This is a genomic window from Herbaspirillum frisingense, from assembly GCF_047325095.1.
Lineage (GTDB): Bacteria > Pseudomonadota > Gammaproteobacteria > Burkholderiales > Burkholderiaceae_D > Herbaspirillum > Herbaspirillum frisingense.
In genome coordinates, this window is record NZ_CP168558.1 from 4795482 (window position 1) to 4819838 (window position 24357).

19 protein-coding genes are annotated in these 24357 nt (G+C 62.9%); 11 read left to right on the forward strand and 8 right to left on the reverse strand.

Annotated features, from left to right (window positions below):
• Positions 1 to 225 precede the first annotated feature (225 nt).
• Both recX and recA read right to left on the reverse strand, forming a co-directional pair.
• The gene (recX, locus tag ACEOAC_RS21870) at positions 226 to 690 is read right to left on the reverse strand and encodes a recombination regulator RecX (RefSeq protein WP_413444465.1); all 465 of its coding nucleotides are present in this window, start codon (positions 688 to 690) and stop codon (positions 226 to 228) included.
• A gap of 217 nt (positions 691 to 907) precedes the next feature.
• Positions 908 to 1957 (reverse strand): recombinase RecA, encoded by a 1050-nt coding sequence (recA, locus tag ACEOAC_RS21875; RefSeq protein ID WP_006461752.1) that lies wholly within the window; start codon positions 1955 to 1957, stop codon positions 908 to 910.
• 426 nt (positions 1958 to 2383) lie between these two features.
• Here recA and ACEOAC_RS21880 point away from each other — a divergent pair, with 426 nt between their 5' ends.
• From ACEOAC_RS21880 to ACEOAC_RS21895, 4 genes are all read left to right on the forward strand, one after another.
• Positions 2384 to 4012: a tetratricopeptide repeat protein gene (locus ACEOAC_RS21880; protein ID WP_413444466.1), complete on the forward strand. Its 1629-nt coding sequence runs from the start codon at positions 2384 to 2386 to the stop codon at positions 4010 to 4012.
• 2 nt (positions 4013 to 4014) lie between these two features.
• Positions 4015 to 4620, forward strand: a complete 606-nt coding sequence (locus ACEOAC_RS21885; RefSeq protein WP_006461754.1) for a sensor histidine kinase — start codon at positions 4015 to 4017, stop codon at positions 4618 to 4620.
• A 214-nt stretch (positions 4621 to 4834) separates the two neighbouring features.
• Positions 4835 to 5800, forward strand: coding sequence for an aliphatic sulfonate ABC transporter substrate-binding protein (locus ACEOAC_RS21890; RefSeq protein ID WP_413444467.1), 966 nt, complete (start codon positions 4835 to 4837; stop codon positions 5798 to 5800).
• Between the two features lie 2 nt (positions 5801 to 5802).
• Positions 5803 to 5931, forward strand: coding sequence for a hypothetical protein (locus ACEOAC_RS21895; protein ID WP_413444468.1), 129 nt, complete (start codon positions 5803 to 5805; stop codon positions 5929 to 5931).
• Positions 5932 to 6193: 262 nt separating this feature from the next.
• Here the strand turns inward: ACEOAC_RS21895 and ACEOAC_RS21900 are convergent, their stop codons facing one another.
• Both ACEOAC_RS21900 and ACEOAC_RS21905 read right to left on the reverse strand, forming a co-directional pair.
• On the reverse strand, positions 6194 to 7147 hold the full coding sequence (locus ACEOAC_RS21900; protein ID WP_006461756.1) for a Tim44 domain-containing protein: 954 nt from the start codon (positions 7145 to 7147) through the stop codon (positions 6194 to 6196).
• Between the two features lie 206 nt (positions 7148 to 7353).
• Positions 7354 to 7770, reverse strand: coding sequence for a hypothetical protein (locus ACEOAC_RS21905; RefSeq protein ID WP_102661690.1), 417 nt, complete (start codon positions 7768 to 7770; stop codon positions 7354 to 7356).
• A 281-nt stretch (positions 7771 to 8051) separates the two neighbouring features.
• Between ACEOAC_RS21905 and ACEOAC_RS21910 the strand changes: the two genes are divergently transcribed.
• Genes ACEOAC_RS21910 through ACEOAC_RS21925 form a run of 4 tightly spaced genes read left to right on the forward strand, consistent with a single transcriptional unit; the run spans position 8052 to position 12732 of the window.
• Positions 8052 to 8762, forward strand: coding sequence for a response regulator transcription factor (locus ACEOAC_RS21910; RefSeq protein WP_006461758.1), 711 nt, complete (start codon positions 8052 to 8054; stop codon positions 8760 to 8762).
• Between the two features lie 50 nt (positions 8763 to 8812).
• The gene (locus tag ACEOAC_RS21915) at positions 8813 to 10405 is read left to right on the forward strand and encodes a sensor histidine kinase (RefSeq protein ID WP_241811286.1); all 1593 of its coding nucleotides are present in this window, start codon (positions 8813 to 8815) and stop codon (positions 10403 to 10405) included.
• A 1-nt stretch (position 10406) separates the two neighbouring features.
• Positions 10407 to 10691 carry a DUF4212 domain-containing protein gene (locus ACEOAC_RS21920; RefSeq protein WP_039874156.1) on the forward strand — a complete coding sequence of 95 codons (285 nt, stop codon included), beginning with the start codon at positions 10407 to 10409 and terminating at the stop codon, positions 10689 to 10691.
• Positions 10681 to 12732 carry a sodium:solute symporter family protein gene (locus tag ACEOAC_RS21925; protein WP_413443828.1) on the forward strand — a complete coding sequence of 684 codons (2052 nt, stop codon included), beginning with the start codon at positions 10681 to 10683 and terminating at the stop codon, positions 12730 to 12732. The genes ACEOAC_RS21920 and ACEOAC_RS21925 overlap by 11 nt, the downstream gene beginning before the upstream one ends.
• A 15-nt stretch (positions 12733 to 12747) precedes the next feature.
• Here the strand turns inward: ACEOAC_RS21925 and ACEOAC_RS21930 are convergent, their stop codons facing one another.
• The 4 genes from ACEOAC_RS21930 to ACEOAC_RS21945 all read right to left on the reverse strand — a co-directional run bounded on the left by ACEOAC_RS21930 (position 12748) and on the right by ACEOAC_RS21945 (position 21137).
• Complete coding sequence (locus ACEOAC_RS21930; protein ID WP_006461764.1) at positions 12748 to 13692, reverse strand: transglutaminase family protein; 945 nt, start codon at positions 13690 to 13692, stop codon at positions 12748 to 12750.
• Position 13693: 1 nt separating this feature from the next.
• A complete protein-coding gene (locus tag ACEOAC_RS21935) occupies positions 13694 to 16195 on the reverse strand; it encodes a circularly permuted type 2 ATP-grasp protein (RefSeq protein ID WP_077237417.1) in 2502 nt (833 codons plus the stop codon).
• A gap of 84 nt (positions 16196 to 16279) precedes the next feature.
• Positions 16280 to 19666 carry a DUF2126 domain-containing protein gene (locus tag ACEOAC_RS21940; RefSeq protein WP_413443829.1) on the reverse strand — a complete coding sequence of 1129 codons (3387 nt, stop codon included), beginning with the start codon at positions 19664 to 19666 and terminating at the stop codon, positions 16280 to 16282.
• A gap of 244 nt (positions 19667 to 19910) precedes the next feature.
• Positions 19911 to 21137 carry a polyhydroxyalkanoate depolymerase gene (locus ACEOAC_RS21945; RefSeq protein ID WP_413443830.1) on the reverse strand — a complete coding sequence of 409 codons (1227 nt, stop codon included), beginning with the start codon at positions 21135 to 21137 and terminating at the stop codon, positions 19911 to 19913.
• A 358-nt stretch (positions 21138 to 21495) separates the two neighbouring features.
• Between ACEOAC_RS21945 and ACEOAC_RS21950 the strand changes: the two genes are divergently transcribed.
• The 3 genes from ACEOAC_RS21950 (at position 21496) to ACEOAC_RS21960 (ending at position 24357) form a co-directional block, all read left to right on the forward strand.
• Positions 21496 to 22152: a glutathione S-transferase family protein gene (locus tag ACEOAC_RS21950; protein WP_006461769.1), complete on the forward strand. Its 657-nt coding sequence runs from the start codon at positions 21496 to 21498 to the stop codon at positions 22150 to 22152.
• Between the two features lie 75 nt (positions 22153 to 22227).
• The gene (locus ACEOAC_RS21955; protein WP_006461770.1) at positions 22228 to 22671 is read left to right on the forward strand and encodes a cupin domain-containing protein; all 444 of its coding nucleotides are present in this window, start codon (positions 22228 to 22230) and stop codon (positions 22669 to 22671) included.
• Positions 22672 to 22929: 258 nt separating this feature from the next.
• Positions 22930 to 24357 carry a circularly permuted type 2 ATP-grasp protein gene (locus tag ACEOAC_RS21960; protein WP_413443831.1) on the forward strand — a complete coding sequence of 476 codons (1428 nt, stop codon included), beginning with the start codon at positions 22930 to 22932 and terminating at the stop codon, positions 24355 to 24357.

Here is a 24357-nt window from a genome sequence, read left to right on the forward strand (position 1 = left end):
AGCCGGTAGCGCTAACAGCGGCCCGAAAGGGATAGCTTTTCCATATGGCAGGACAGCTGGGCGGTATTTCGAGTCCTCGGCAAGAAGTCGGCCGGGCAAGGAAAAATGCAAACCGCAGTGGAGAGTCCCTGGCCGGCAATACCCGGGATCCGAGGGGCCACCGGATGTGAGCGCATGGCTCCCTGGCCTGCGGCTGAGCGCATCAAGAAAGGGGATCACCCTTGCTCACGACGGTTCCTCCTCGTCGCTCCAAGCGGTCTGCAAGGCTTCGCGGATACTGCGGTGGGAAAAACCGCGCTGCTGCAGGAAGCGCATCTGCTTGGCCCGAGTTTCAGGATCGGCCGGCGGCGCACTGAATTTGCGGCGCAAGACCTGCGCGGCGCGCTCGCCCTCTCCTGCTGCCAGGTCGGCCTTCAACTCGGCGATGGCTTCCCCTTCAATGCCGTGTCCATGCAACTCGGAAAAGATGCGCTGGTTGCCATAACGGGCCGAGCGGCGATGCACCAGCGATTCGGAAAAGCGTTCTTGAGAAAGGAAACGGGACTGCTCCAGCCACTGCAGGAGCGCGTCGATGTCATCACCCTCTTGCGCGTAAGGGGCAAGCTTACGCGCAAGTTCCAGGCGACTATGCTCACGTGAAGAGAGATATTTGAGCGCCCGTGCTTTCAGGCTGATCGGCGGTCTGGGCATGACGTTCGACTACACGGGCGATGTGACGGTGAAGAACACGAAGAAAAAACGATGGAACCGTATTGCATTGAAACGAGGCAGCAACAGAACAATGCGGCCGGTACTTCAGCTCCACTCCCGACCGGACCGGCGCCGGGGGCGAAGCGGGACAGGCACCACCGTGACCTCAAGGCTCAGGCAAACCCTGCCGCCATGGTGGTACGTGAAGACCTTGGGATCAGGAGGCTGGTGCCTCGGCGGTGCCACCTGCCAGTTCAGGCACGCCCAGTGCGACGCGGACCTTGTTCTCGATCTCGCGCGACAGTTCCGGATGTTCCTTCAGGTAGTTACGGGCGTTGTCCTTGCCCTGGCCGATGCGCTCGCCGTTGTAGCTGTACCAGGCGCCGGACTTCTCCACGACCTTGTGCTCGGAGCCCAGATCCAGGATTTCGCCTTCGCGGGAAGTGCCTTCGCCATACAGGATGTCGAAGTGAGCTTCGCGGAACGGAGGTGCAACCTTGTTCTTGACGACCTTGACCTTGGTTTCGCTGCCAATGACTTCGTCACCGGACTTGATGGAGCCGGTACGACGGATGTCCAGGCGCACCGAGGCGTAGAACTTCAGCGCATTGCCACCGGTGGTGGTTTCGGGATTACCGAACATGACGCCGATCTTCATGCGGATCTGGTTGATGAAGATGACAGTAGTATTGGTGCGGTTGATGCTGCCGGTCAGCTTGCGCAGGGCTTGCGACATCAGACGGGCCTGCAGGCCGGGCAGTGAGTCGCCCATGTCGCCTTCGATTTCGGCCTTGGGCGTCAGCGCTGCCACGGAGTCCACCACGATCAGGTCGACCGCACCGGAGCGCACCAGGGCGTCGGTGATTTCCAGGGCCTGTTCGCCAGTGTCCGGCTGCGAGATCAGCAGGTCGTTCAGGTTCACGCCCAGCTTTTGCGCATAGGTGACGTCCAGTGCGTGCTCGGCGTCGATGAAGGCGCAGGTGCCGCCCAGCTTCTGCATCTCGGCGATCGACTGCAGGGTCAGGGTGGTCTTGCCGGAGGACTCCGGACCGTAGATCTCGATGACGCGGCCACGTGGCAGGCCACCGATGCCCAGCGCGATGTCCAGGCCCAGGGAACCGGTGGAGACGGCCTGGATTTCCTCGGCGACGACGCCGTCTTCCATGCGCATCACCGAGCCCTTGCCAAACTGCTTTTCAATCTGTGCCAACGCGGCGGCCAGCGCCTTGCTCTTCTCAGAGTTGTTCGCAGCTTTTTTGTCGTCCATAAATCTCTCTCGGCAAAATGTCGTGAAGAAGGGGTTCAGGGGGGGAGTCTTGCGGTCTTGCTGATGTTGCCCGGAGGCAGAGGATGATGACCGCCCCGATAGAGCGATACTGTATAAAAAAACAGTGCTTCGTGCAAGCGTTTTTGTGTGCATCAGACACAAACGCTATCAGGCAACGATAATCGGCGGCCGAAAACCACAATTATAAGAGAGCTGGCCCTTGAGGAAGTCCAAATTCAAAGAGGAATGATGCATGGAAGGAAAAAAAACGGCACACTCGCGAGTTGGTAGGAATAATTCGTCAGCTATGCGTCAATGAACGCGTACAACAAGACATCTCGCCAGTTATTGCATCGCAGCAACATCAGCACATCCGGTGTCGCCTGCCGCAATCAAGACCGATAGATCGTTAGACAGACAGTTCTCATGAGTTTAGTGCCCTTCAGCCATATCAGCGCCCTGCGCTGCCTGGTCATCGACGACATGCCGACGATGCGCCAGAACATCCGCATGCACCTCGGGCAGCTCGGGGTGACCAAGGTGGACCAGGCCGCCACGCCGGATGAGGCTATCCGTTTCGTGCAGTCTGGCACGTATGACCTGATCATCTGCGACTACAACCTGAACAAGGAAAGCAACGGCCAGCAGCTGCTGGAGTTCTTCCGCACCCAGAACATGCTCTCGCCGACCTGCATGTTCATCATGGTCACCGCCGAGAGCGGCTACAACCTTGTGGCCAGCGCCGCCGAGTTCCAGCCGGACGCCTACATGCTCAAGCCGCTGACGGCCAGCCGCATCGCCGAGCGCGTGGACCGCCTGCTGGAAAAGCAGCACGCCATGCTGCCGGTGACCGAGAAGATGAAGCGCAAGGACATCTCCGGTGCCATCCTGGAATGCGACAACGTCCTCAAGGCAGCGCCCAAGTGGATCGTGGAAATCATGAAGACCAAGGGCACGCTGCTCATTGAGCAGCGCCGCATCGACGAAGCCCGCGAAGTCTACAAGCAGGCACTGGCCATGCGCGACGACCTGGTGTGGGCCAAGATCGGACTTGCCCGTTGCAACATCGTGGCTGGCCAGATGGATGACGCCCGCATCATCGTGGAAGAAGTGCTGGCGCAGAACAAGCAGTTCATCGCCGCCTACGACCTGCTGGCGCAGATCGACGAGGCACAGGGCAACCAGGAAGGTGCACTGGAGGCGCTCACCAAGTCGTCCGAAATCATCCCTTCGGCGCGCCGCAGTCGCCTGGTGGGTGATGTGGCCTATCGCAGCGGCCACCTGGACCAGGCACGCGAAGCCTATGACAGGGTACTCAAGCACACCAAGGGTTCTCTGACGGCACAGCCCACCGACCTGCTGTCGCTGGCGCAGGTACACGTCGACGGTGGCGACCCCGACGCCGCGCTGCGCCTGCTGGAAGCCGCCCCGCGCCGCTACGAGGAATCCAGCATCTTCGTCTCGGCGCAGGCGGCCGTCCAGGCGCAGGCCTACGTGCAACTGGGCGATTCGATCTCGGCCCAGCAGGCGTTCGAGACCGCACGCCAGGCTGCCGCCAAGGAGTCCTCCGACACCACCACGCTGGCGCTGGCCAAGGCCGCCTTCTCGATGGGCAAGGACGAGGAAGGCGCCAAGCTGATCGCCGAGGCCATCAAGTCCGATCACGAAAACACAACCCTCCAGATGCTGGCACGCAAGGTGCTTGCCGATACTGGCCGGGCCGGTCTGGCCGAAGAGCTGATCGACGGTGCCGTCAAGCATTGCATGAGCATCATCGCCGAAGCCAACGCCCTCATGCGCAGCGCCAAGCCGGACGAATCGCTGGCCAAGCTGGAAGAGGCGCTGGCCAGCATGCCCGAGAACACCGGCGTGCTGCTGGCCTCGGCGCAGCTGCATCTGCTGTGGATGAGCCAGCGCGGCTGGAATGAAGAATACGTCAAGCGCGTGCGCCGTTACCTGGCCACGCTGGATCGCCTTATCCCGGGCAACGATAGAGTCGCGAAGATGCACAAGTTCCTGCGCGATACCCTGAGCAAAGTAGCCCCGAAGAGCTGACCATGGACCCCAAGCTTGCCGCGATCATCATTCACGACATCAAAAACTCCCTGGGCGTGCTGGAGGGGGAATTGCGCCGCCTGTCGGACGACGTGCCACGCGCCCAGCAGGCCCATGTCACCTGCCTGGCCCTGCAGGAAAAGCTGATCGCCTTCCTGACGCTGTACAAGGCTGATTCGCAAGGCCTGCGCGCGCAGGTCGAAGCAGTCTCGCCGCTGGATTTCCTGGAGGCACTGGCGCGCGAGCAGGCGGTCAGCCGCAGCAGCGAGATCGCCCTGACCGTGGACGAGAGCGATATGCCGGTCATCGGTTTCTTCGACGAACACCTGGTGGCCCTGGCCCTGGAAGCAGCCCTGCAGAACGCCGGGCGTTTTGCCCGCACCCGTATCGTGCTCGGCTGTCGCAAGCATCCTGAAGGCGGGGTGATCTTCACCGTGCGTGACGACGGCCCGGGCATCGGCACTCAGGAAAAGAAGCCCTCGACCGGCCTGGGCATGGACCTGTGCAATGCGATTGCCACCGCCCACAACAAGGAAACGCGCCACGGGGAGGCGCGTCTGTCCAATCATCCGGACGGCGGCGCGCTGTTCGAGCTGTGCCTGCCCTGAAACGGGTCGGCAAGGGCGCGATCGACTGATCGGCTGATCGACCCATGGCGCCAGCGTCACATACGCAAAGCGCATATCCAAGTGTGAAAATAGTCGTTCTGTCACCCGGGCTTCGTGCTTAGAGTGCTGGTTTGTCGCGCCGCTACGCGGGTATGGCCCCATCCGGGTCGTTCACAGGCGGCGTCGCCCTTCCCTATCTCACGAGAACGAATCCATGCGACGAAGACATTTTCTCGGCCTGGCACCGGCCGCGCTCGGCCTGGGTGCGCTGCTGCAGCCGAATGCTCAGGCCCAGAACGATAACAAGACCATCCGCATCGGCTACCAGAAGTCATCCACCCTGCTGACCATCATCAAGGCCAATGGCACACTGGAAAAGCGTCTCGGACCGTCCGGCGCGAAGATCAGCTGGCACGAGTTCACCAGTGGCCTGCCGCTGCTGGAAGCGCTCAATGTCGGCGGTATCGACCTCAGTGCCGACGTCGCCGATACCGTACCGGTATTCGCCCAGGCGGCCGGGGCCAAGCTGGCCTATGTGGCACAGGAATCACCCTCGCCATCGGCCCAGGCCATCGTCGTGCGCGCCGATTCGCCGCTGCGCCAGGTGAGCGAACTCAAGGGCAAGAAGATTGCGGTGACCAAGGCCGCCGGCGTGCACTATCTGCTGATCGCCAGCCTGGAAAAGGCGGGCCTGAAATTCAGCGATGTCGATGCCGCCTATCTGTCGCCAGCCGATGGGCGCGCTGCATTCGAACGTGGCAGCGTCGATGCCTGGGTGACCTGGGATCCCTTCCTGGCGGGTGTGCAGCGGCAGTCGCAGGTGCGCATTCTGGCCGATGGGCGCGGCGTGGCAGACTATCAGCGTTACTACCTGGCCTCCGCCAGCTTTGCCCAGGCGCGTCCGGATGTCCTCCAGGTAGTGTTCGATGAATTGAAGAAGGCAGGGATACAGGCCAAGCAACAGCCCGACCAGACGGCTGCCTTCCTGGCGCCGCTCTGGGGGCTTGATGCACAGACCATCGCCCTGGCCAACAGCCGGCGCAGCTATGAGGTGCGCGCCATCAGGCTGGATGCATTGGGCGAACAGCAACGTATCGCCGATACCTTCTTCGCCGCCGGCCTGCTACCCAGAAAGGTCAATTCCAGCGATGTCGCGATCTGGACACCGGGGCAAGGCTGACCATGGACGGCCTGGATCGCATCACCCTTCTGTTGCTGGCTTTTCTGGTTGTGGTGGCGCTGCTGTTTCCGCTTTCGGAAGGACGTGCCCACCGACGCGAAAAGCACAGGCAGGATAGACGGGATGAATGAAACGAGCGCCGCTGATGCGGTGCTTTTTTTTGCTCAAGGCAAGGATGGGATGTCGGTACGAAACAGCTCAAGACGGGAAACAGCGTATTTGCGGAACACTTCCTGAAAAACGACTGGCGTGGAATGCACAAAAAAAACCGCCGGCAAAAGCCGGCGGTAAAACGGACTGGCGACGCTCATCCACTAACCGCCGCCTTCCGCGCCAAACTGATACTTCAAACTGATACTTGCTACATGAACTTCATGGACTGTGGTGCTGCGATCACGCCGACACCGGGTCCAGTTGCTGGATACCTGCCAGCACCCAGCCACCCTGGCCGGCAGCCGGCTTGGACAGGTTCCAAATTTCGGCGAACTGGGCAGGCGAAGCAGTCGGATCTTCCTTGATGAAACCGAAGAACTTGACGCTGGCCAGGTAATCATTGCCCACGGTCTCCACGCCCAGCACTTCAGCATCCAGCGAGACCACATCGGTCTGGTTGGAAGCAGCGCCGCGTTCCTGGATCTGCAGACGCAGCTCGGCGAACATTTCGGGCGTGGTGAATTCACGGATGTCGTTGATGTCGGCCTTGTCCCATGCCGCTTGCAGGCGGATGAAATAGGTCTTGGCATTGCGCACGAAGCCCACCGTGTCGAAGCCCGCCGGGACGCCGTAGGCCGGGACCGCTTCGGCATTGCCGAAACCGCCACCGAAACCACCTTGCGGTGCAGCTGCAGGTGCTTCGCCGGTCTTCAACATCGAGCCGATCTGGGGCGTGGCCGAGGCATTGTCAGAGGCTTGCGGCGCCGCGCCAGCCCAGGCCGGCGTCGGCTGCGAAGCTTCCTGCTTGCGACGGAACAGACGGATCACGAACATGATCGCCAGGGCGATCAGGGCCACGGTCAGGATGGTGCTGATCATGCTGGCCAGGGCGCCACCCAAGCCGAAGTGCGACAGCAGTGCGCCCAGGCCCAGGCCCAGCAGCGCGCCACCCAGCAGGCCCTTCCACATGCTCGGCTTGGCTGCGGCAGCAGCCGGTGCGGCGGCAGGCGCGGCCGGCTTGGCGGCAGCGGCCTGGTTCTGTTGCATCGGGGCAGGACTCTGCGCCTGACGGCTGGCGCCGGAGGACTGTTTGCCGATCGAGCCGCCACCGCCAAGACGCTTGGCTTCGACGGTCGAAATGCCAACAGACAGCGTCATCACCGCCACTATCAGCGCGACAAATGCTTTTTTCATGCTTTCTCCTAGAGGATTCTGATGATGTGATGCGGTCACATCGGCCGTAATTCGTAAAACTGGTGAGGTACCCTGGCTGGTTCAGCGCCGGCGCAGGCAGGCGCAGGTCGCGAACGCGCATGTCGCTGCACTCGCAACACGCGTGGCCTCAGGGGTTCAAGGGCAATTCAGCGGGCGCGGCAGGACAGTCGCGCTAGGCGACGGGATCAGGCCCGGGGAGGACGTCCTGCGCGGGGCAGGAAGGGAGGTTGCATGGCGGCATCGCTACGCAGAGCGGGCGCCAGACGTGAGGTTTGCGGCACGACGGCCAGCGACTGGATCAGCACGGGTTCGTCGCCGATGCCCGCGTGCGTGGAAAAATCTTCACCGCTGTCGGCATAACCGGCACCGTCATCGTCATTGACGGCGGCGTCGGCCACCACGGCGTGCGACTGGTCGTCGGTAGCGGCATGGTCAGCCAGGGAAACGGTCTTGGCAGCAAGATGCTGCACCGCCACGGTGGCGTGCGCCGGCACCGGGACGGAGAAATCGGTTGCGGCCATCGAGCTGGCGTACGTCAGCACCGCTGCAAAAACTTGCACCGGTAACAGACAGATCAGCAGAAGGACCCACAAACGTTTCATCAGATTTTCCAGCAAATGATGCGAGAAATTATATCAACAAAAATTGCGCTGGCAGCAAGTAAATGTTGCCGGCCTCGATACTATAAGGCCAAAGCGTCATAGTTCAATGCGCTATCCCGGAATTGTTACATTTCATGCGATCGGCGCATCAAGCTGCCCGGTTTATCAGGATTTCCCTGATTTGCATTGGCAATTGAATTAGTGGAATATGAAGGAAAATTACCATAACAATTCAACCATCCGAGACAAATCAGCCGAGTCCGACTCGCTGACCGATTCCTATGCGCATCCTCCTTGCTGAAGACGACAGCGTACTGGCCGACGGTCTGACCCGGTCCCTGCGCCATTCCGGCTATGCCGCCGATTGTGTCAAGAATGGCGTGGAAGCCGATTCGGCCCTGTCGACCCAGGACTTCGATCTGCTGATCCTGGACCTGGGCCTGCCCAAGATGTCCGGCCTGGAAGTGTTGCGCCGCCTGCGCGCGCGCAATTCGCGCCTGCCGGTGCTGATCCTGACGGCCGCCGATTCCGTCGAGCAACGTGTGCAGGGCCTGGACCTGGGCGCCGACGACTATATGGCCAAGCCCTTTGCCCTCTCGGAGCTGGAAGCCCGGGTGCGTGCCCTGACCCGGCGCGGCGCCGGTGGCGGCCCCACCGTGATCAAGCACGGCCCGCTGTCGTTCGACCAGGTCGGTCGCATTGCCTATATCGGCGAGCAGATGCTGGAATTATCGGCGCGGGAACTGGGACTTCTGGAAGTATTATTGCAACGCACGGGTCGCCTGGTCTCCAAGGAACAACTGGTGGACCACCTGTGCGAATGGGGAGAGGAAGTCAGCAACAATGCCATCGAGGTCTATGTCCATCGTCTGCGCAAGAAAATCGAGGTCGGCGGCGTGCGTATCGCTACCGTGCGCGGGCTGGGCTATTGCCTGGAAAAACTCCCCGAAGCCGGTACCGCACCGCTGGTGGCATCCAACAGCGTGGCCTGAGCCGGCGCCCTCCCCCTCACACATCGCACGCGCGCCTGCGCTGATCCGTCATGACAGCGCGTGATCCCTCTTCCGCAGCGTCCCCCACGCCCGAGCCGCAGACGCACCCCGAAGCCCAGCCCGGCCAGACACCCCGCAAGAAGCGGCGCGCCGCCCTCGCCACGCAACCGGTGGAGCGCATCCAGCGCTCGCTGTTCGGTGAAATCCTCGACTGGATGCTGGCCCCGCTGCTGCTGCTGTGGCCGATGAGCATCGCCATCACTTACCTGATCGCCCAATCGATCGCCAACCAGCCCTTCGACCGCGCCCTGGAAGACAGTGTCACCGTGCTCGCCCAGCAGGTCTCCGAAGTCAACGGCAAGGTGGTCGCGCGCCTTCCGGTCTCGGCCCGCGACCTGCTGCGCGCCGACGACATCGACAACATCTACTACAAGGTCACCGGCCCCAACGGCGAATATGTGGAAGGCGACGTCGACATGCCGCAGCCACCGGCCGAAGAAGATCGCAGCACTATCGGCACCGTGCAGTTCCGCAACGACATCCTGCACGGCAGCGATGTGCGCATCGCCATGCTGCAGGTGGACCTGCGTCGTAGTCCGGCCCAGCGCGCCGCGCAGCGCGAGCCGCGACTGGCCACGGTCCAGGTCGGCGAGACCCTGGAAAAGCGCGCCCAGCTGGCCAACGAAATCATCAAGGGCGTGATCCTGCCGCAGTTCGTGATCCTGCCGGTCGCACTGGCGCTGGTGTGGTTCGCACTCTCGCGTGGCCTGTCGCCTCTGTCCGAATTGCAGCAGCGCATCCGCGCGCGCCGGCCGGATGACCTTTCACCCATCGACTCCGGCCAGGTGCCCGAGGAAATCTCGCCCCTGGTCCGGTCGCTCAACGACATGCTGGCGCGCCTGTCGCAGACCATCGCCATCCAGAAGCGCTTCATCGCCGACGCCGCACACCAGATGAAGACCCCGCTGGCGGGCATGCGCATGCAATCCGAACTGGCCCTGCGCCAGGATGATCAGGTGGATGTGCGTCGCTCGCTGGAACAACTGGCCAAGAGTTCGGAGACCGCCACCCGCCTGGTCAACCAGCTGCTGTCGCTGGCCCGCGCCGAGAACCAGCAATCGCAGTCCGGCGGCATGGCCGCGCTGGAACTGAACGAGCTGGCCCGCAGCGTGGTGCAGGAGTGGGTGCCGATGTCCTTCACCCAGCGCATCGACCTGGGTTTCGAGCAGCCCAACCATCCCATCATGATCACCGGCAACGCCATCATGCTGCGCGAGCTCTTGTCCAACCTGCTGGACAATGCCCTGCATTACACGCCGCATGACGGCAGCGGCCGCGTCACCGTGCGCGCCCGCACCGACGAAGGGGGCGGCCTGGCCATCCTGGAAGTGGAAGACAACGGCCCCGGCATCCCCGCCGCCGAGCGCGCCAACGTGTTCGAGCGCTTCTATCGCATCCTCGGCACACCCAGCACCGGCAGCGGCCTGGGCCTGGCCATCGTGCGCGAGATCGCCCAGCAGCACGATGCCGCCGTCGAGATCACCCACAACCCGCGCAGCACCGATCCCAAACAACCGGGCAGCCTGTTCCGCGTGAGCTTTCGCATGATGCCCAATACGCCTTTCCTAGACGACATCACCTGACATGGACCACGGCTCCCCTCCCCTCGACCCCGGCAACCAATGGCACCGCACGCGCCGCATGACCGGATGGCTGCTGGCGCTGTGGTTCCTGGCCACGTTCTTCTTCATCTACTTCGCCCGCGAACTGGACCAGGTACACCTGTTCGGCTGGCCGATCTCCTTCTACATGGCGGCACAGGGCATGATGCTGATCTACCTGGCCATCGTCGTCATCTACGTACGGCGCATGCGGCGCATCGAACAACTGGTCAGACGTGAACAAGGCGAGCCCTGGCATGGAGAGTAACAAGGACTTCTTCCGGCGCCTGTGCCGCTACTACGGTTTCTACACGCTGGGCTTCATCGCCTTCCTGTGCGTGCTGGCCATCCTGGAACGCGAAGGCATGCCACGTTCCTGGATCGGCTACCTGTTCCTGTTCGTCACCATCGGTCTGTATGCCGGCATCGGCGTGGTCTGCCGCACCTCCGACGTGCCCGAATACTATGTGGCCGGACGGCGCGTGCCGCCACTCTTCAATGGCATGGCCACCGCCGCCGACTGGATCTCGGCCGCCACCTTCATCAGCCTGGCCGGCGGCCTCTACCTGCAGGGCTTCGACGGCCTGGCCTACATCCTCGGCTGGACCGGAGGCTATTGCCTGGTGGCACTGCTGATTGCGCCCTACCTGCGCAAGTTCGGCCAATACACCATCGCCGACTTCCTCGCTGCCCGCTATCCCGGCCGCGCCGGCAGCCATGGCGTCAACCTCATCCGCATCCTCGCGGTGGCGGCCACCATCCTCATCTCCTTTACCTATGTGGTGGCGCAGATCTATGGTGTGGGCCTGATCACCTCGCGCTTCACCGGCATCGATTTTTCCATCGGCATCTTCCTCGGGCTGGCCAGCATCCTGGTGTGCTCCTTCCTGGGCGGCATGCGTGCCATCACCTGGACCCAGGTGGCGCAATACATCATCATCCTGTTCGCCTACCTGATCCCGGTGATCTGGCTCTCCGCCAAGCACGCCACGGTGCCGGTGCCGCCGGTGGCCTACGGCACGGTGCTGCCCAAGCTCAGCGCCATGGAACACAAGCTGGAAGACGACCCCAAGGAAAAGGAAGTCCGCCAGATCTTCCAGGCCCGCGCCGACGACTACGAACGGCGGCTGCGCAACCTGCCGCAATCCTGGCTCGATGGCCGGGTGGAAGCGCAGAACCAGGCCGACCAGATCCGCCGTGATGTGCACGCGTCCCTGGCCGACATCAAGGCCGCCAGTCGCACGCTGTCGGCCTACCCAAAGTCGCCCGAGGAAGCCGAACGCAAATGGACCGAAGCACGCGCCGCCAACCTGGCCCGGGCGCAACCGCCGGTCTCGCAGACCGAACCCTTCCCCGGGCGCGACAAACAGAGTTCCGACATCAAGCGCAACAATTTCCTGGCGCTGGTGTTCTGCCTGATGCTCGGCACGGCGGCACTGCCGCACATCCTCATGCGCTACTACACCACGCCCACCGTGGCCGGCGCGCGCAGTTCGGTCTTCTGGACCCTGTTCTTCATCATGCTGATCTACCTCACCGTGCCGGCCCTGACGGTGCTGGTGAAGTACGACATCTATACCTCGCTGGTGGGCAGCAGCTACAGCCACCTGCCGGACTGGGTCTATTACTGGGGCAACATGGACAAGCTCAATCCGCTGCTCTCCATCAATGACCTGAACCGCGACGGCCTGGTGCAACTGGGCGAGATTTCCATGGATGGCGACATCATCGTGCTGGCCATGCCCGAGATTGCCGGCCTGCCCTATTTCGTGTCCGGCCTGGTGGCTGCAGGTGGCCTGGCGGCGGCGCTGTCGACCGCCGACGGCCTGTTGCTGACCATCTCCAATGCGCTCTCGCACGATGTCTATTACAAGGTGGTCGACCCCAGTGCGTCGACCCAGAAGCGGGTGACCATTTCCAAGCTGCTGTTACTGGTGGTGGCGCTGCTGGCAGCCTACGCGGCCTCGCTCAAGCCGGGCGATATCCTGTCGATGGTGGGCGCAGCGTTTTCGCTGGCCGCCTCAACGCTGTTCCCGGCACTGGTATTGGGGGTGTTCTGGAAACGCGCCAACCAGGCCGGCGCGATTGCCGGCATCGTGTGCGGCTTCCTGATGTGCGTGTACTACATGCTGCACACCAACCCGTCATTCGGCGGCAGTGCAGCGGGACAGTGGTTCCACATCGCACCGATCTCGGCGGGCATCTTTGGCGTGCCGGTGGGCATGGCGGCCATGGTCATCGTCAGCCTGCTCACGCCGCCACCGGATGAGGCCACCATCGCGCTGATCGACCATATCCGCACGCCCTGAGCGCGGAGCATCACCTCAGATCGACAGCTGCAGCCCTCGCGCCTCTTCGCCCGGCATGACGGTGACCGCCACCTGCATGGTCTGCTGGCCGCCGCCGATGAGGACACCACGCAGCGGCGAGATATCCAGGAAATCGCGGCCCCAGCCCAGCGTGATATGGCTGGTATCGGGGAAGACGCCATTGGTCGGATCGGCATCGACCCAGCTGCCCTCGCCCCCTGCGGGGTCGGGGCAATACACCGACACCCAGGCATGCGAAGCATCGGCGCCGATCAGGCGTGGCTGCCCCGGTGGCGGTTCGGTCAGCAGATAGCCGCTGACATAGCGCGCCGCCAGGCCGATGGAGCGCAGACAGGACAGCATCAGGTGCGCAAAGTCCTGGCAGACCCCGCGCCGGTTGACGAAGACCTCGGTCACCGGAGTGGAGACAGTGGTAGCAGTCGGATCGAACGCGAACTCTTCATGGATACGCATCATCAGCGCACGTACCCCCTCCACCACCGACACACCCGGCACGAAGCACTCAGCCGCATACCGGATGAATTCACGCTTGATGCGCACGTGCGAGGATTCGAACAGGAAGTTGGATGCGTCCAGCATCCCCGGCGCCATCATCCGCCCGCCGTGATAGGCCATCAACATCGCCGCCTCGTCCCAGGCCATACTCTCCTGCGGCTGGCCACGGGGTGTCAACGCGACCCAGGAATCGGCCTGCACATCCAGGCTGGTGTGGTCCGTATCGAGGGAAAAAGCCTTGATGATATTGCCGAAATTGTCCGCATAACTGCGCACCAGCTGGGGTGCCGGCAGCACGTTGACGGTATGCGACAGGCACTGCTGCCAGGGCAGTTCGCGTGGTGTCAGGTGCAGCACCTGATGCGACAGGCGTACCGGTAGCGCATAGCCGTAATGGGTCTGGTGGTGGATGCGATAGACCACGCGCTGGCTATCCGCACTCATCTCAGACCCCCTGGCTGACCGGTGCGGTCAGCGGCGTGAAGTAATGACGCGACAGGTCATCGGAGAGCATGTAGCCGCCGCTGACCGCATCGCGCATCAGTTGCACCAGGCGTGCATTGGCTTGCTCCATGTTGGGATGATCGTGGGCGAATTCGTTCAGGTTCATCGCCTCCAGCTGGCTGGACAGGTGCGTGGGGATGCTCATGCTGAGCAGGCCGAGCTGCTGGGCGATATCGCTGATGTATTGCTGCAGCATGCGGAACTGGTAGGCCATGCCATGCGGATTGCTGACATCGAACACCAGCAGGTGCAACACCGGCAGCCATTCCGGCGTGCGGCGATAGCGCACCCGATAGGTCACGATACTGCTGGCCGCCTCCAGCAGCCACGACAGCGCCGCCGTCTGGCGCTGCGGCGGCAGCCGCAGGAAGTTGTCGAACAGCGCGGCCATGTTGGCCATGCGCTCGATGTGACGGCCCACCATCAGGAACTGCCAGCCGGCATCGCGCGTCATGTCGTCCAGCGCATGCCCGGCCAGTCCGGAACAGGCATCGATCACATTGCCCAGCACATGCTGGGCCGCAGCCGGGGTATGGATGCGTTCCTGCACCATGGCCGGCATCTTGGTCAGCGCATGCCAGTTGTCCAGCGAAAGATGTTCGCGCACCTGATAGGCGGCATTGGCCAGCTGTCGCAATTGCGTGGCCACGCTGACCGGCACCGACGGGTCGATCACCGCCGCCTGCAGGCTCTGCTGCAGGCCGGTGATGGTCGGTCGTGGTTCCGACTTGGGCATCTGCACGCCGAGCTGGCTGCAGATCCACGAGACGCTACCCAGCATGCCCCGGCTTTCGCTCTGGCCATCGAGGGTGTATTCCAGCGTGGTCCGCAACAGGCGCGAGAGATTCTTCACCCGCTCCGAATAGCGCCCCATCCAGAACAGGTTTTCACCAGAGTGCGACGACACATCGACCGTGCCCTTGATGACGGTGACGTTGTTGACACCCTGAACGACCTCCACAGCACTCGGCGCCCACTGCTCCGCCTCGCGCAACACCCACACATCCTTGCTGGTGCCCCCCTGCTGCATCGACACCACATCCCGCCGCTGGCGCGGCGCCACCCGGGTCAGGCCGCCCGGCATCACCTGGTAGCCGCCTTCGCCATCGGCCACTGCGAACACGCGCAGGCTGATGGTGCGGTTCATCAGGCGATAGTCACCGCTGCGCGACATCACCGGTGCCTGCGACAGGCGCACCCATTCCTGCGCCGCATAGGCGTGCGGCTGCAGTTGCAGGCTTTCGATCAGGCGCCGGCGCGCCGTGCCGGTAAGGGCATGGCCGAACACCGGCTGCATGCGCATCGAGGAAAACGCTGGCACGATCACCAGATCATCGAGATGCGCCAGTGTGTAATCCAGCGCAGGTTTTTCACCGCACCACCACGACGCCACCGAAGGCAGCATCAGCGGCTCGCCAAACAGCCGCTCGTTGATCGCCGGCAGGAAACCGTGCAGCGCGGTCGACTCCAGCACGCCGCTGCCCAGCGAATTGGCGATCACCACATTGCCCAGGCGCGCCGCCTGCGTCAGCCCCGGTACGCCCAACGCCGAATCGGCGCGCAACTCCAGCGGATCGCAGTAGTCGTCGTCCATGCGGCGCAGGATGGCATGCACGCGACGAAGGCCATTCAGGGTCTTCAGGAACACCTGCTCGCCACGCACCGTCAGGTCCACCCCTTCCACCAGCGGAAAGCCCAGCGTATGCGCCAGGAAGGCGTGTTCGGAATAGGTTTCGTTGTAGGGACCGGGGGTGAGCAGCACGATCAGCGGCACCTCGCCCTCGGACGGCGCCAGGCGCGTCAGCATCGCGCGCAACGTATGGAAGTAGCGATGCGGCGACTCCACATGCATGTCGCGCAGCGCCTCCGGCATGGCACGCGCCATGATCTGGCGGTTCTGCAGCGCATATCCGGTGCCGGACGGCCCCTGGGTACGGTCCGAGACCACCCACCAGGTGCCATCGGCCGAGCGCGCCAGGTCGATCGCATAGGCATGCAGATGCACGCCGCCCGGCGGCTGCCAGCCATGGCAGGGCATCAGGTAACCGTGCTGGCCGAATACCAGCGCCGGCGGCAACAGACCCTCGGCGATCAACGACTGCGGCCCGTAGATATCGGACAGCAGGCCGTTCATCAGCCGCGCCCGCTGCGCTACGGCGCGCTCCAGGAAATCCCATTCTTCCGAGGACACCAGGTGTGGCAGCAGATCCAGCTCCCATGGGCGATTGGCGCCCTTGGGATCGGCATAGACGTTGTAGGTCACGCCATCGGAGGCGATGGCGTCACGCACCTCGTTGGCACGCCGGCGCAACATCTCCGGCGAGAGGTTTTCAAGCTGGTCGATCAGCGTTCGCCAGTGCGGGCGCAGGCGGCCGTCGGCCGCCAGCATCTCGTCGAAACGATCGCTGGCTACCGAATAGCTCTCCAGTAGACGCTGGTGCATAGGTCATTGGCGGCCAGGCTGCGCTGCGCGACGGCCTGCATCGCGCAGCGCCAGAGGCGGCAAGACGCCGCGCCCGGCTCAGTTTTAGAAGTAGCGTAAGTCTAACGTAAAAGGAAACTCGATAGACGGCCGCGCCGGGGTGACTCGCAATTTTCCCGGGGTATGGTTCATGCGGAAGTAGCGCGCCAGACGGCGACTTTCCGCCTCGAAGGCATTGACCGGGAAGGTCTCGTAGTTGCGTCCGCCCGGATGCACCACGTGGTACTGGCAACCGCCCAGGCTGCGGCCGTTCCAGGTATCGACCAGATCGAAGGTCAGCGGTGAATCCACCGGGATGGTCGGATGCAGCGCCGACGGCGGCTGCCAGGCGCGGTAACGTATGCCCGAGACGAATTGTCCGACCGTGCCGGTGGGCTGCAACGGCACCGAGACACCATTGCAGGTCAGCACGTAGCGATCCGAGGCCATGCCGCTGACCTTGACCTGCAGGCGCTCCAGCGAGGAATCGACATAGCGCGCGGTACCGCCGCCGCTGTTCTCCTCGCCCAGTACGTGCCAGGGTTCCAGCGCCGTGCGCAATTCGATCTGCATGCCCTTGACGGCATAGTCGCCGATCTTGGGGCAACGGAATTCCATGTGCGGCGCGAACCACTCGGCGCGCATGGGATAGCCGGCCTCGTTCATGTCGGCCATCACATCGGCAAAGTCCTGTTCGATGAAATGCGGCAACAGGAAGCGGTCATGCAGCTCGGTTCCCCAGCGCACCAGGCGCGCCGGCTTGTACGGGTCCTTCCAGAAACGCGCCACCAGGCCGCGCAGCAGCAGTTGCTGGGTCAGGCTCATGCGCGCATGCGGCGGCATCTCGAAGGCGCGCAATTCCAGCAGACCCAGGCGACCGGTGGCACTGTCGGGGGAATACATCTTGTCGATGCAGAACTCGGCGCGGTGCGTATTGCCGGTGACGTCGATCAGGAGATTGCGCAACAGCCGGTCCACCAGCCAGGGGGGGCAATCCCCCTTGGCGACCTGCTTGTCCATCTCGGCAAAGGCCAGTTCGATTTCCACCGTCGAGTCGTTGCGCGCTTCGTCGATGCGCGGCGCCTGCGAGGTCGGACCGATGAACATGCCCGAGAACAGGTAGGACAGCGAGGGATGGTTGTGCCAGTAGGAAATCAGGCTGCGCAACAGGTCCGGCCGGCGCAGGAATGGCGAATCGCTGGTGGTGATGCCGCCCAGCACCATGTGGTTGCCGCCGCCGGTGCCGGAGTGATGGCCATCCAGCATGAACTTCTCGGTCGTCAGACGCGAGGCGCGGGCAGCGTCGTACAGGTGCGTGGTCTGCTCGACCAGTTCGCTCCAGTTGTTGGCCGGCTGGATGTTGACCTCGATCACGCCCGGGTCGGGGGTGACGCTGAACTTGCGCAGGCGTGGATCATTGGGCGGCTCGTAGCCTTCCAGCAGCACCGGCTGCTTCAGTTCCTCGGCCACGGCCTCGATGGCGGCCACGAGTTCAAGATAATGTTCCAGTTGCGACAGTGGCGGCATGAAGAGGTAGAGCACGCCATTGCGCACTTCCGCGCAAAGTGCAGTGCGGGTGATCCAGTTGGCCGACTCGAAGCTGGCCGGCGCCGCCTGGGTGGCAGTCGTTTCCCTACCGACGGTACCAGCAGTGCCGATCTTGCCCTCAGCGCCCCCGCCGATGGCCGCTCCCATACTGCTTGCCCTGTCAACGCGTCCACCTGGCTCCTGGGGGCTACCCAACTGACGACGGATCTCAGTATTGCTGGGCAAGGGTCGGAAGCTCTGGGCGGGATCGGCCGGATACACCGCCGGGTATTCCCCTTCCTTGACCCACGGCAGCGAATCCAGCGGCATGCGATAACCCAGCGGCGAATCGCCTGGATACAGATAGCAGCGCTCGCTGCGCAGGAACCACGCCCCGCTCTGCCAGCCGCGTCCATCATCGCGTCGCGCCAGCGGCAGCACATGCCCCACGGCGCTCTGCAGGCCCTGCGTGAAGATGCGCATCAGGCGTTCACGTTCCTGCTTGTCATCCACCCGCGAGTCGAAGGGGTCGACATTGCCCGGCAGGCGGCGCTCGCGCCACATGTAGTAGAACACGTCTTCGTAAGCGGGGAAGACGTTCTTGCCATCCACCTTCAGTCGCTGCGCCACGCGGTGCAGGAAGTGGCTGGTGACGATCTTGTCGGTCACGTTGGGCTTGGTCTCGTCACCGATCAGAGCCGGGTTCATCCAGATCGGCTCGCCATCGCGACGCCAGTAGCAATTGAGCGCCCAGCGCGGCAGTTGCTCACCGGGGTACCACTTGCCCTGGCCGAAGTGCGGCAGGCCCTGTGCCGCATACTTGTCGCGCATGCGGTGGTACAGCTCGGCCGCCAGCGGCTTCTTGGTCGGCCCCATGGCGGCGGTATTCCATTCCGGCTCGTCCGGATGATCCAGCGAAACGAAGGTCGGCTCGCCGCCCATGGTCAGGCGCACGTCATTGGTCTGGAGGTCGGCGTCGATGGCATGCCCCAGCTGTTCGATCGCGGCCCACTGCTCCTCGGTATAGGGCTTGGTCACGCGCGGCGCTTCCCAGATGCGCTTGACCGACATCAGGTGTTCGAACTCCACTTCGCAGGGATCGACCAGGCCACTCACCGGCGCGGCCGACGCCGGCTCCGGCGTGCAGGACAAGGGGATGTGTCCTTCGCCGGCAAACAGGCCCGAGGTCGGGTCCAGCCCCACCCAGCCGGCACCCGGCAGGTAGACCTCGCACCAGGCGTGCAGGTCGGTGAAATCGGCCTCGGGGCCGGAAGGACCATCGAGCGACTTCTGGTCGGCCGTCAGCTGGATCAGGTAGCCGGAGACGAAACGCGCCGCCAGCCCCAGGTGGCGCAGCAACTGCACCAGCAGCCAGGACGAATCGCGGCAGGAGCCGGACTGCAGTTCCAGCGTTTCTTCCGGCGTCTGCACGCCCGGTTCCATGCGGATGGTGTAGCCGATGTGCGAAGCCAGCTTCTGGTTCAGCGCCACCAGGAAGTTGGCACTGCCCACCTTCTCGCGCGGAACACTGTCCAGGAATTTCTTGAACAGCGGCGACAGCGGCAGCTTCTGCCGGTACGGCATCAGTTCGTTCTGCAGGTCCTTGGCGTACTCGAAGGGGAATTGCTCGGCATACGGCTCAAGGAAGAAATCGAAAGGATTGATGACCGACATCTCGGCCACCAGATCGACTTCGATCTTGAATTCAGTGGTCTTCTCCGGGAACACCAGGCGTGCCAGGTAGTTTGATTCCGGGTCCTGCTGCCAGTTGATGAAATGCGGCTCGGGCAAAACCCGCAGCGAATAGCTCAGGATGCGCGTACGACTATGCGGAGCGGGACGCAAGCGGATGACTTGCGGTCCCAGGTTGATGGCACGGTCGTACTTGTAAGAGGTGACATGGTTCAGGGCCACGTGGATCGACATGGAATTCCTTTACGACAAGCAATGGTTCAAGCACAGGGCTTGGTTGTTGGCGACATGCAGTGACAGGCGCAGAGCTCTGTCATGCATACCTTGTTTTTCTTACCGCCTGATTACTTTTCTGAAGACATCCTGAGGGCGACCTCGCTGTGAGTGTAAGTGAGACTGTAAGTGCCCGGCCTGCGACAACCTGGATTTCTGATCCGGAAAACCAGGTCTTCAACAAGACGGGACAGGCGCCGAAGGCTCACCTGTGATGCATATTAATGAAATCCCGCAGACGCGGATAGATTTCGTTTTCCCAGCGCCGGCCATTGAAGACGCCGTAGTGCCCGACCGCCGTCTGAACATGGTGCATGCGCATATAGGGCCGGATGTTGCTGCACATTTCCTGTGCGGCCACGGTCTGGCCGACGGCGCAGATGTCGTCCTTCTCGCCTTCGATGGTGAACAGCGCGGTGCGACGGATGGCACGTGGCTCCACCACACGCTCGCGATAGGTCAGCTTGCCCAGCGGCAGCGCATGTTCCTGGAAGACCGTGCGCACCGTTTCCAGGTAGAACTCGGCCGGCAGGTCGGACATGGCGAAGTACTCTTCGTAGAAATCCTTGATCTGCGCCGCCTGCGCCTCCTCGCCCTCGACCAGATGATGGTAGAGCTTGCGGAAGGCGTCGACGTGGCGGTTCAGGTTCATGTTCATGAACGCACCCAGCTGCACGAAGCCCGGATAGACGCGCCGCCCCGCACCCGCATGGCGTGCCGGCACGGTGCTGATCATGTTCTTCTCGAACCAGGCGATAGGCTTGCTCTTGGCCAGCGCATTGACGGCGGTCGGATTGACCCGGGTATCCAGCGGCCCCGCCATCAGGGTCATGGTGCGCGGCTGGGCCGGATGGTTTTCCTCGGCCATGACCGCTGCCGCAGTCAACGCCGCCACCGTGGGCTGGCACACCGCCAGCAGGTGGGCGCCCGGCCCCAGCTCGGTGAGGAACTGGATCACATGGGAAACGTATTCATCCAGGCCGAAAGGACCATGCTCCAGGGCGATGTCGCGTGCATTCCGCCAGTCGGTGATGTAGACGTCGTGGTCGCGCAGCAAGGTCTTGACGGTACCGCGCAGCAGCGTGGCGAAGTGGCCCGACATGGGCGCCACCACCAGCACCTTGGGCTGATGAGCTGAAGTTTCCTTGCGGAAATGCAGCAGTCCACAGAAGGGCGTACCGGCGACTTCTTCCTCGTGCACCGCAATTGTGCGTCCACCGTCGACCACCTCGCCGATGGCGAAGGGTGGGCGGGTATGGGTCAGCTGCGTGCGCGCAAAGACCTCGCAGGCCGACGCCATCTTTCGCAGATAGGGCTGGGCCGGCACGCCGGGCCAGGTCATGCCCAGCATGGGCGCCATCATGCGGGCACAGGCCCGCAGTGGATCGGTGGCGTCGGCGTAGTTCTGGTAGAGCTGATAGGTATTGATCATGAAAACGCCGCCCTCGGGAGTGTCTCTTCTTGGTTTCCTTGACTGCCGCTCGCTGACCACGGGATGCAATTGTCGTGCCATTGCCGTGCCATCGATGGGCCGCAAACGCCGCCGCCCACCGCTTTTCCCGGCCCTGCACCGGCATTGATGGCCGCACGGAAACCCCGCGGTCGGGCAGGCGGGCATTTCCCGCGAGCTGGCACAAGCTTTGCAAGCAATCCCCTCGCATGCCGGTGACCGGCCTGTGCCTTTCCTGACGCGCAGACAGGAAGGGCTGATCAAGATGATGAAGATGACACCGCCGCTCACGCGGCAGCGTGCCCAAAGTCAACCTGCACAAAACAGAAAAAGGACTGACATGCCTAAGACGACTTTGCGCATCACCAGCAAGAACTACTCCTCGTGGTCCCTGCGCGGCTGGCTCATGGCCAGGTTCGCAGGGCTCTCCTTCGAGGAAGACATCGTGCCGCCGGACGACCCGTCGGCACGGGCAGAGATCCTGCTCCTGTCTTCCTCCATCCTGGTACCCAGCCTCCACCATGGCGATGTACTGGTATGGGATACGCTGGCCATTGCCGAATATCTCAACGAAATCCGCCCTGGCGCCAAGCTGCTGCCCTCCGACCTGGCCGCCCGCGCCCATTGCCGCTCGGTCTGCGGCGAAATGCATTCCGGCTTCTCGGCCCTGCGCGCAGCGCTGCCGATGAATCTCAAGGGACACTTCCCCAACTTCAAGGTGTGGTCGCGCGCGGAAGCCGACATCGTGCGCATCACCACCATCTGGAAGGAATGCCTGGCCAAGTACGGCGGGCCTTTCCTGTTCGGCGAACAACGCACCATGGCCGATGCCATGTATGCCCCGGTGGTCACGCGCTTCATGACCTATGACGTCAAACTCGATCCCGTCTGCACCGCCTATGCCAAGCGCATCATGGCCATGCCGGAGATGCAGGAATGGATCACCGCCGCCAAGAAGGAGCCGGAGGATATCGACGAGCTCGACGTGGAATTCTAGGGCGCAGCCGTAGTTGAAGTCGCGCCCGTTTTTGTCGCAGGCCCATTGCGGGAGACCGCAGAAAGGATGGATGTGATGAATACCGTAGCTGATGCAAGCGTACTGGCGCAAAACACCTTCTCGCATGTGAGCGAGGGCGACACGCCCTATGAAACGGGCGGACTGCGCGACTTCTTCCTCTACCGCGACCTGGGCATCGCCGCAGCCACCGGCGGCCAGGTGGTAGCGCAGCTGGTCAAGGCCAACATGGCACCCGAGACCGGCACCGGATGGCATCGGCACGAGGCCAACTTCCACATCGTCATCATGCTCAAGGGCTGGGCGCGCTTCATGTACGACACCGAGGTCACGCTGGTCAAGGCCGGCGACTGCGTGCACCAGCGACCGGGCATCGTGCACTTCCTGTTCGACTATTCACCGGACATGGAGTACCTGGAAATCGTCAGTCCGGCCGACTTCAAGACCATCGACATGCCGGCGCCCTGCGAGGTACCCGCACCCACTCCATGGAACAACTGAAGCCAATGCGGGTCTGCAGGACATGGCTGCAGGCCCGCGCATGAGAGGAGCAAAAGCGTGCAATTTTCCACTGTCAAAAATTTCAGGGCTCTGTTAGTCTTTCTTCGTGCACGCCCCCTCTGGCGTGCCGCTGCAGTCCCCTAGGGTCATTGCTTCACGCTGCAATCCCGCTGGTGTTTTGCCGTACCTACCGCCTCTGTTTTCGTTACAACCTACTTAGAAAGATTCCCGCTCCCCACGGGAACGCGAAGCAAACCTATGGCACATTTTTTTGATGAGATGTATTCAGGAGGCTCCGGCAGCGAAGATCGTGAAGTGCGTCAGCACTATACAGAATTCGCCAGCTGGCTTTCCGCGCAATCGCCGGAAATCATCGCCCGCAAACGTGCCGAATCCGACCTGATCTTCCGCCGCGTCGGTATTACCTTCGCCGTCTATGGAAACGATGCCGGCACCGAACGCCTGATCCCCTTCGACATCATCCCGCGCATCATCCACAAGGCCGAATGGGCCAAGCTGGAAGCCGGGCTGGTCCAGCGCGTCAAGGCGCTCAACATGTTCATCCACGACATCTATCACGAGCAGAAGATCGTCAAGGCCGGCATCATCCCGCCCGAGCAGATCTTCCAGAACGCCCAGTACCGGCGCGAGATGCAGGATGTGAACGTGGTCAACGACATCTACGCGCACATCGCCGGGGTCGACATCGTGCGCGCCGGCGAGGGTGAGTTCTACGTGCTGGAAGACAATCTGCGCGTGCCTTCCGGCGTGTCCTACATGCTGGAGAACCGCAAGATGATGATGCGGCTCTTCCCCGATCTCTTCAAGCGCCACAAGATCGCGCCGGTCGATCACTATCCCGACCTGCTGCTGGACAATCTGCGCTCGGTGGCCCCTGCCGGCGTGACCGATCCGACGGTGGTAGTGATGACCCCCGGCATGTACAACTCGGCCTACTTCGAACATGCCTTCCTGGCCCAGCAGATGGGCGTGGAACTGGTCGAAGGCCAGGACCTGTTCGTCAAGGACAACGTGGTCTACATGCGCACCACGCGCGGCCCCAAGCGGGTCGACGTGATCTACCGCCGCATCGACGACGACTTCCTCGATCCGCTGGCCTTCCGCCCCGATTCGGCGCTGGGCGTACCGGGACTGCTGCAGGCCTATCGCGCCGGCAAGGTCACATTGACCAATGCCATCGGCACCGGCGTGGCCGACGACAAGTCGATCTATCCCTACGTGCCGGACATGGTGCGTTTCTACCTTTCCGAAGAACCCATCCTCAACAACGTGCCGACCTACCAGTGCCGCAAGAAGGAGGACCTCTCCTACACGCTGGCCAACCTGGAAAAGCTGGTGGTCAAGGAAGTCCACGGCGCCGGCGGCTACGGCATGCTGGTCGGCCCGGCCTCGACCAGGCAGGAGATCGAGGACTTCCGCGCCCGCATCATCGCCAAGCCTGACGGCTACATCGCCCAGCCCACGCTGGCCCTCTCCGTCTGCCCGACCTATGTGGAGTCCGGCATCGCGCCGCGCCACCTGGACCTGCGCCCGTTCGTGCTGTCGGGCAAGCAGATCACGATGGTCAAGGGCGGCTTGACGCGCGTGGCCTTGAAGGAAGGCTCGCTGGTGGTGAACTCGTCGCAGGGCGGCGGCACCAAGGACACCTGGATTCTGGAGAAATAA

Excerpts from the sequence above, each read along its gene's own strand:
- ACEOAC_RS21925 (WP_413443828.1), top strand. The coding sequence starts at position 10,681 with ATGGAGAGTAACAAGGACTTCTTCCGGCGCCTGTGCCGCTACTACGGT.
- ACEOAC_RS21880 (WP_413444466.1), top strand. The coding sequence starts at position 2,384 with ATGAGTTTAGTGCCCTTCAGCCATATCAGCGCCCTGCGCTGCCTGGTC.
- ACEOAC_RS21930 (WP_006461764.1), bottom strand. The coding sequence starts at position 13,692 with ATGAGTGCGGATAGCCAGCGCGTGGTCTATCGCATCCACCACCAGACC.
- ACEOAC_RS21955 (WP_006461770.1), top strand. The coding sequence starts at position 22,228 with ATGAATACCGTAGCTGATGCAAGCGTACTGGCGCAAAACACCTTCTCG.
- ACEOAC_RS21920 (WP_039874156.1), top strand. The coding sequence starts at position 10,407 with ATGGACCACGGCTCCCCTCCCCTCGACCCCGGCAACCAATGGCACCGC.
- ACEOAC_RS21890 (WP_413444467.1), top strand. The coding sequence starts at position 4,835 with ATGCGACGAAGACATTTTCTCGGCCTGGCACCGGCCGCGCTCGGCCTG.
- ACEOAC_RS21905 (WP_102661690.1), bottom strand. The coding sequence starts at position 7,770 with ATGAAACGTTTGTGGGTCCTTCTGCTGATCTGTCTGTTACCGGTGCAA.
- ACEOAC_RS21960 (WP_413443831.1), top strand. The coding sequence starts at position 22,930 with ATGGCACATTTTTTTGATGAGATGTATTCAGGAGGCTCCGGCAGCGAA.
- ACEOAC_RS21900 (WP_006461756.1), bottom strand. The coding sequence starts at position 7,147 with ATGAAAAAAGCATTTGTCGCGCTGATAGTGGCGGTGATGACGCTGTCT.
- ACEOAC_RS21915 (WP_241811286.1), top strand. The coding sequence starts at position 8,813 with ATGACAGCGCGTGATCCCTCTTCCGCAGCGTCCCCCACGCCCGAGCCG.
- ACEOAC_RS21945 (WP_413443830.1), bottom strand. The coding sequence starts at position 21,137 with ATGATCAATACCTATCAGCTCTACCAGAACTACGCCGACGCCACCGAT.
- ACEOAC_RS21940 (WP_413443829.1), bottom strand. The coding sequence starts at position 19,666 with ATGTCGATCCACGTGGCCCTGAACCATGTCACCTCTTACAAGTACGAC.
- ACEOAC_RS21895 (WP_413444468.1), top strand. The coding sequence starts at position 5,803 with ATGGACGGCCTGGATCGCATCACCCTTCTGTTGCTGGCTTTTCTGGTT.
- ACEOAC_RS21950 (WP_006461769.1), top strand. The coding sequence starts at position 21,496 with ATGCCTAAGACGACTTTGCGCATCACCAGCAAGAACTACTCCTCGTGG.
- recA (WP_006461752.1), bottom strand. The coding sequence starts at position 1,957 with ATGGACGACAAAAAAGCTGCGAACAACTCTGAGAAGAGCAAGGCGCTG.
- ACEOAC_RS21935 (WP_077237417.1), bottom strand. The coding sequence starts at position 16,195 with ATGCACCAGCGTCTACTGGAGAGCTATTCGGTAGCCAGCGATCGTTTC.
- ACEOAC_RS21910 (WP_006461758.1), top strand. The coding sequence starts at position 8,052 with ATGCGCATCCTCCTTGCTGAAGACGACAGCGTACTGGCCGACGGTCTG.
- recX (WP_413444465.1), bottom strand. The coding sequence starts at position 690 with ATGCCCAGACCGCCGATCAGCCTGAAAGCACGGGCGCTCAAATATCTC.
- ACEOAC_RS21885 (WP_006461754.1), top strand. The coding sequence starts at position 4,015 with ATGGACCCCAAGCTTGCCGCGATCATCATTCACGACATCAAAAACTCC.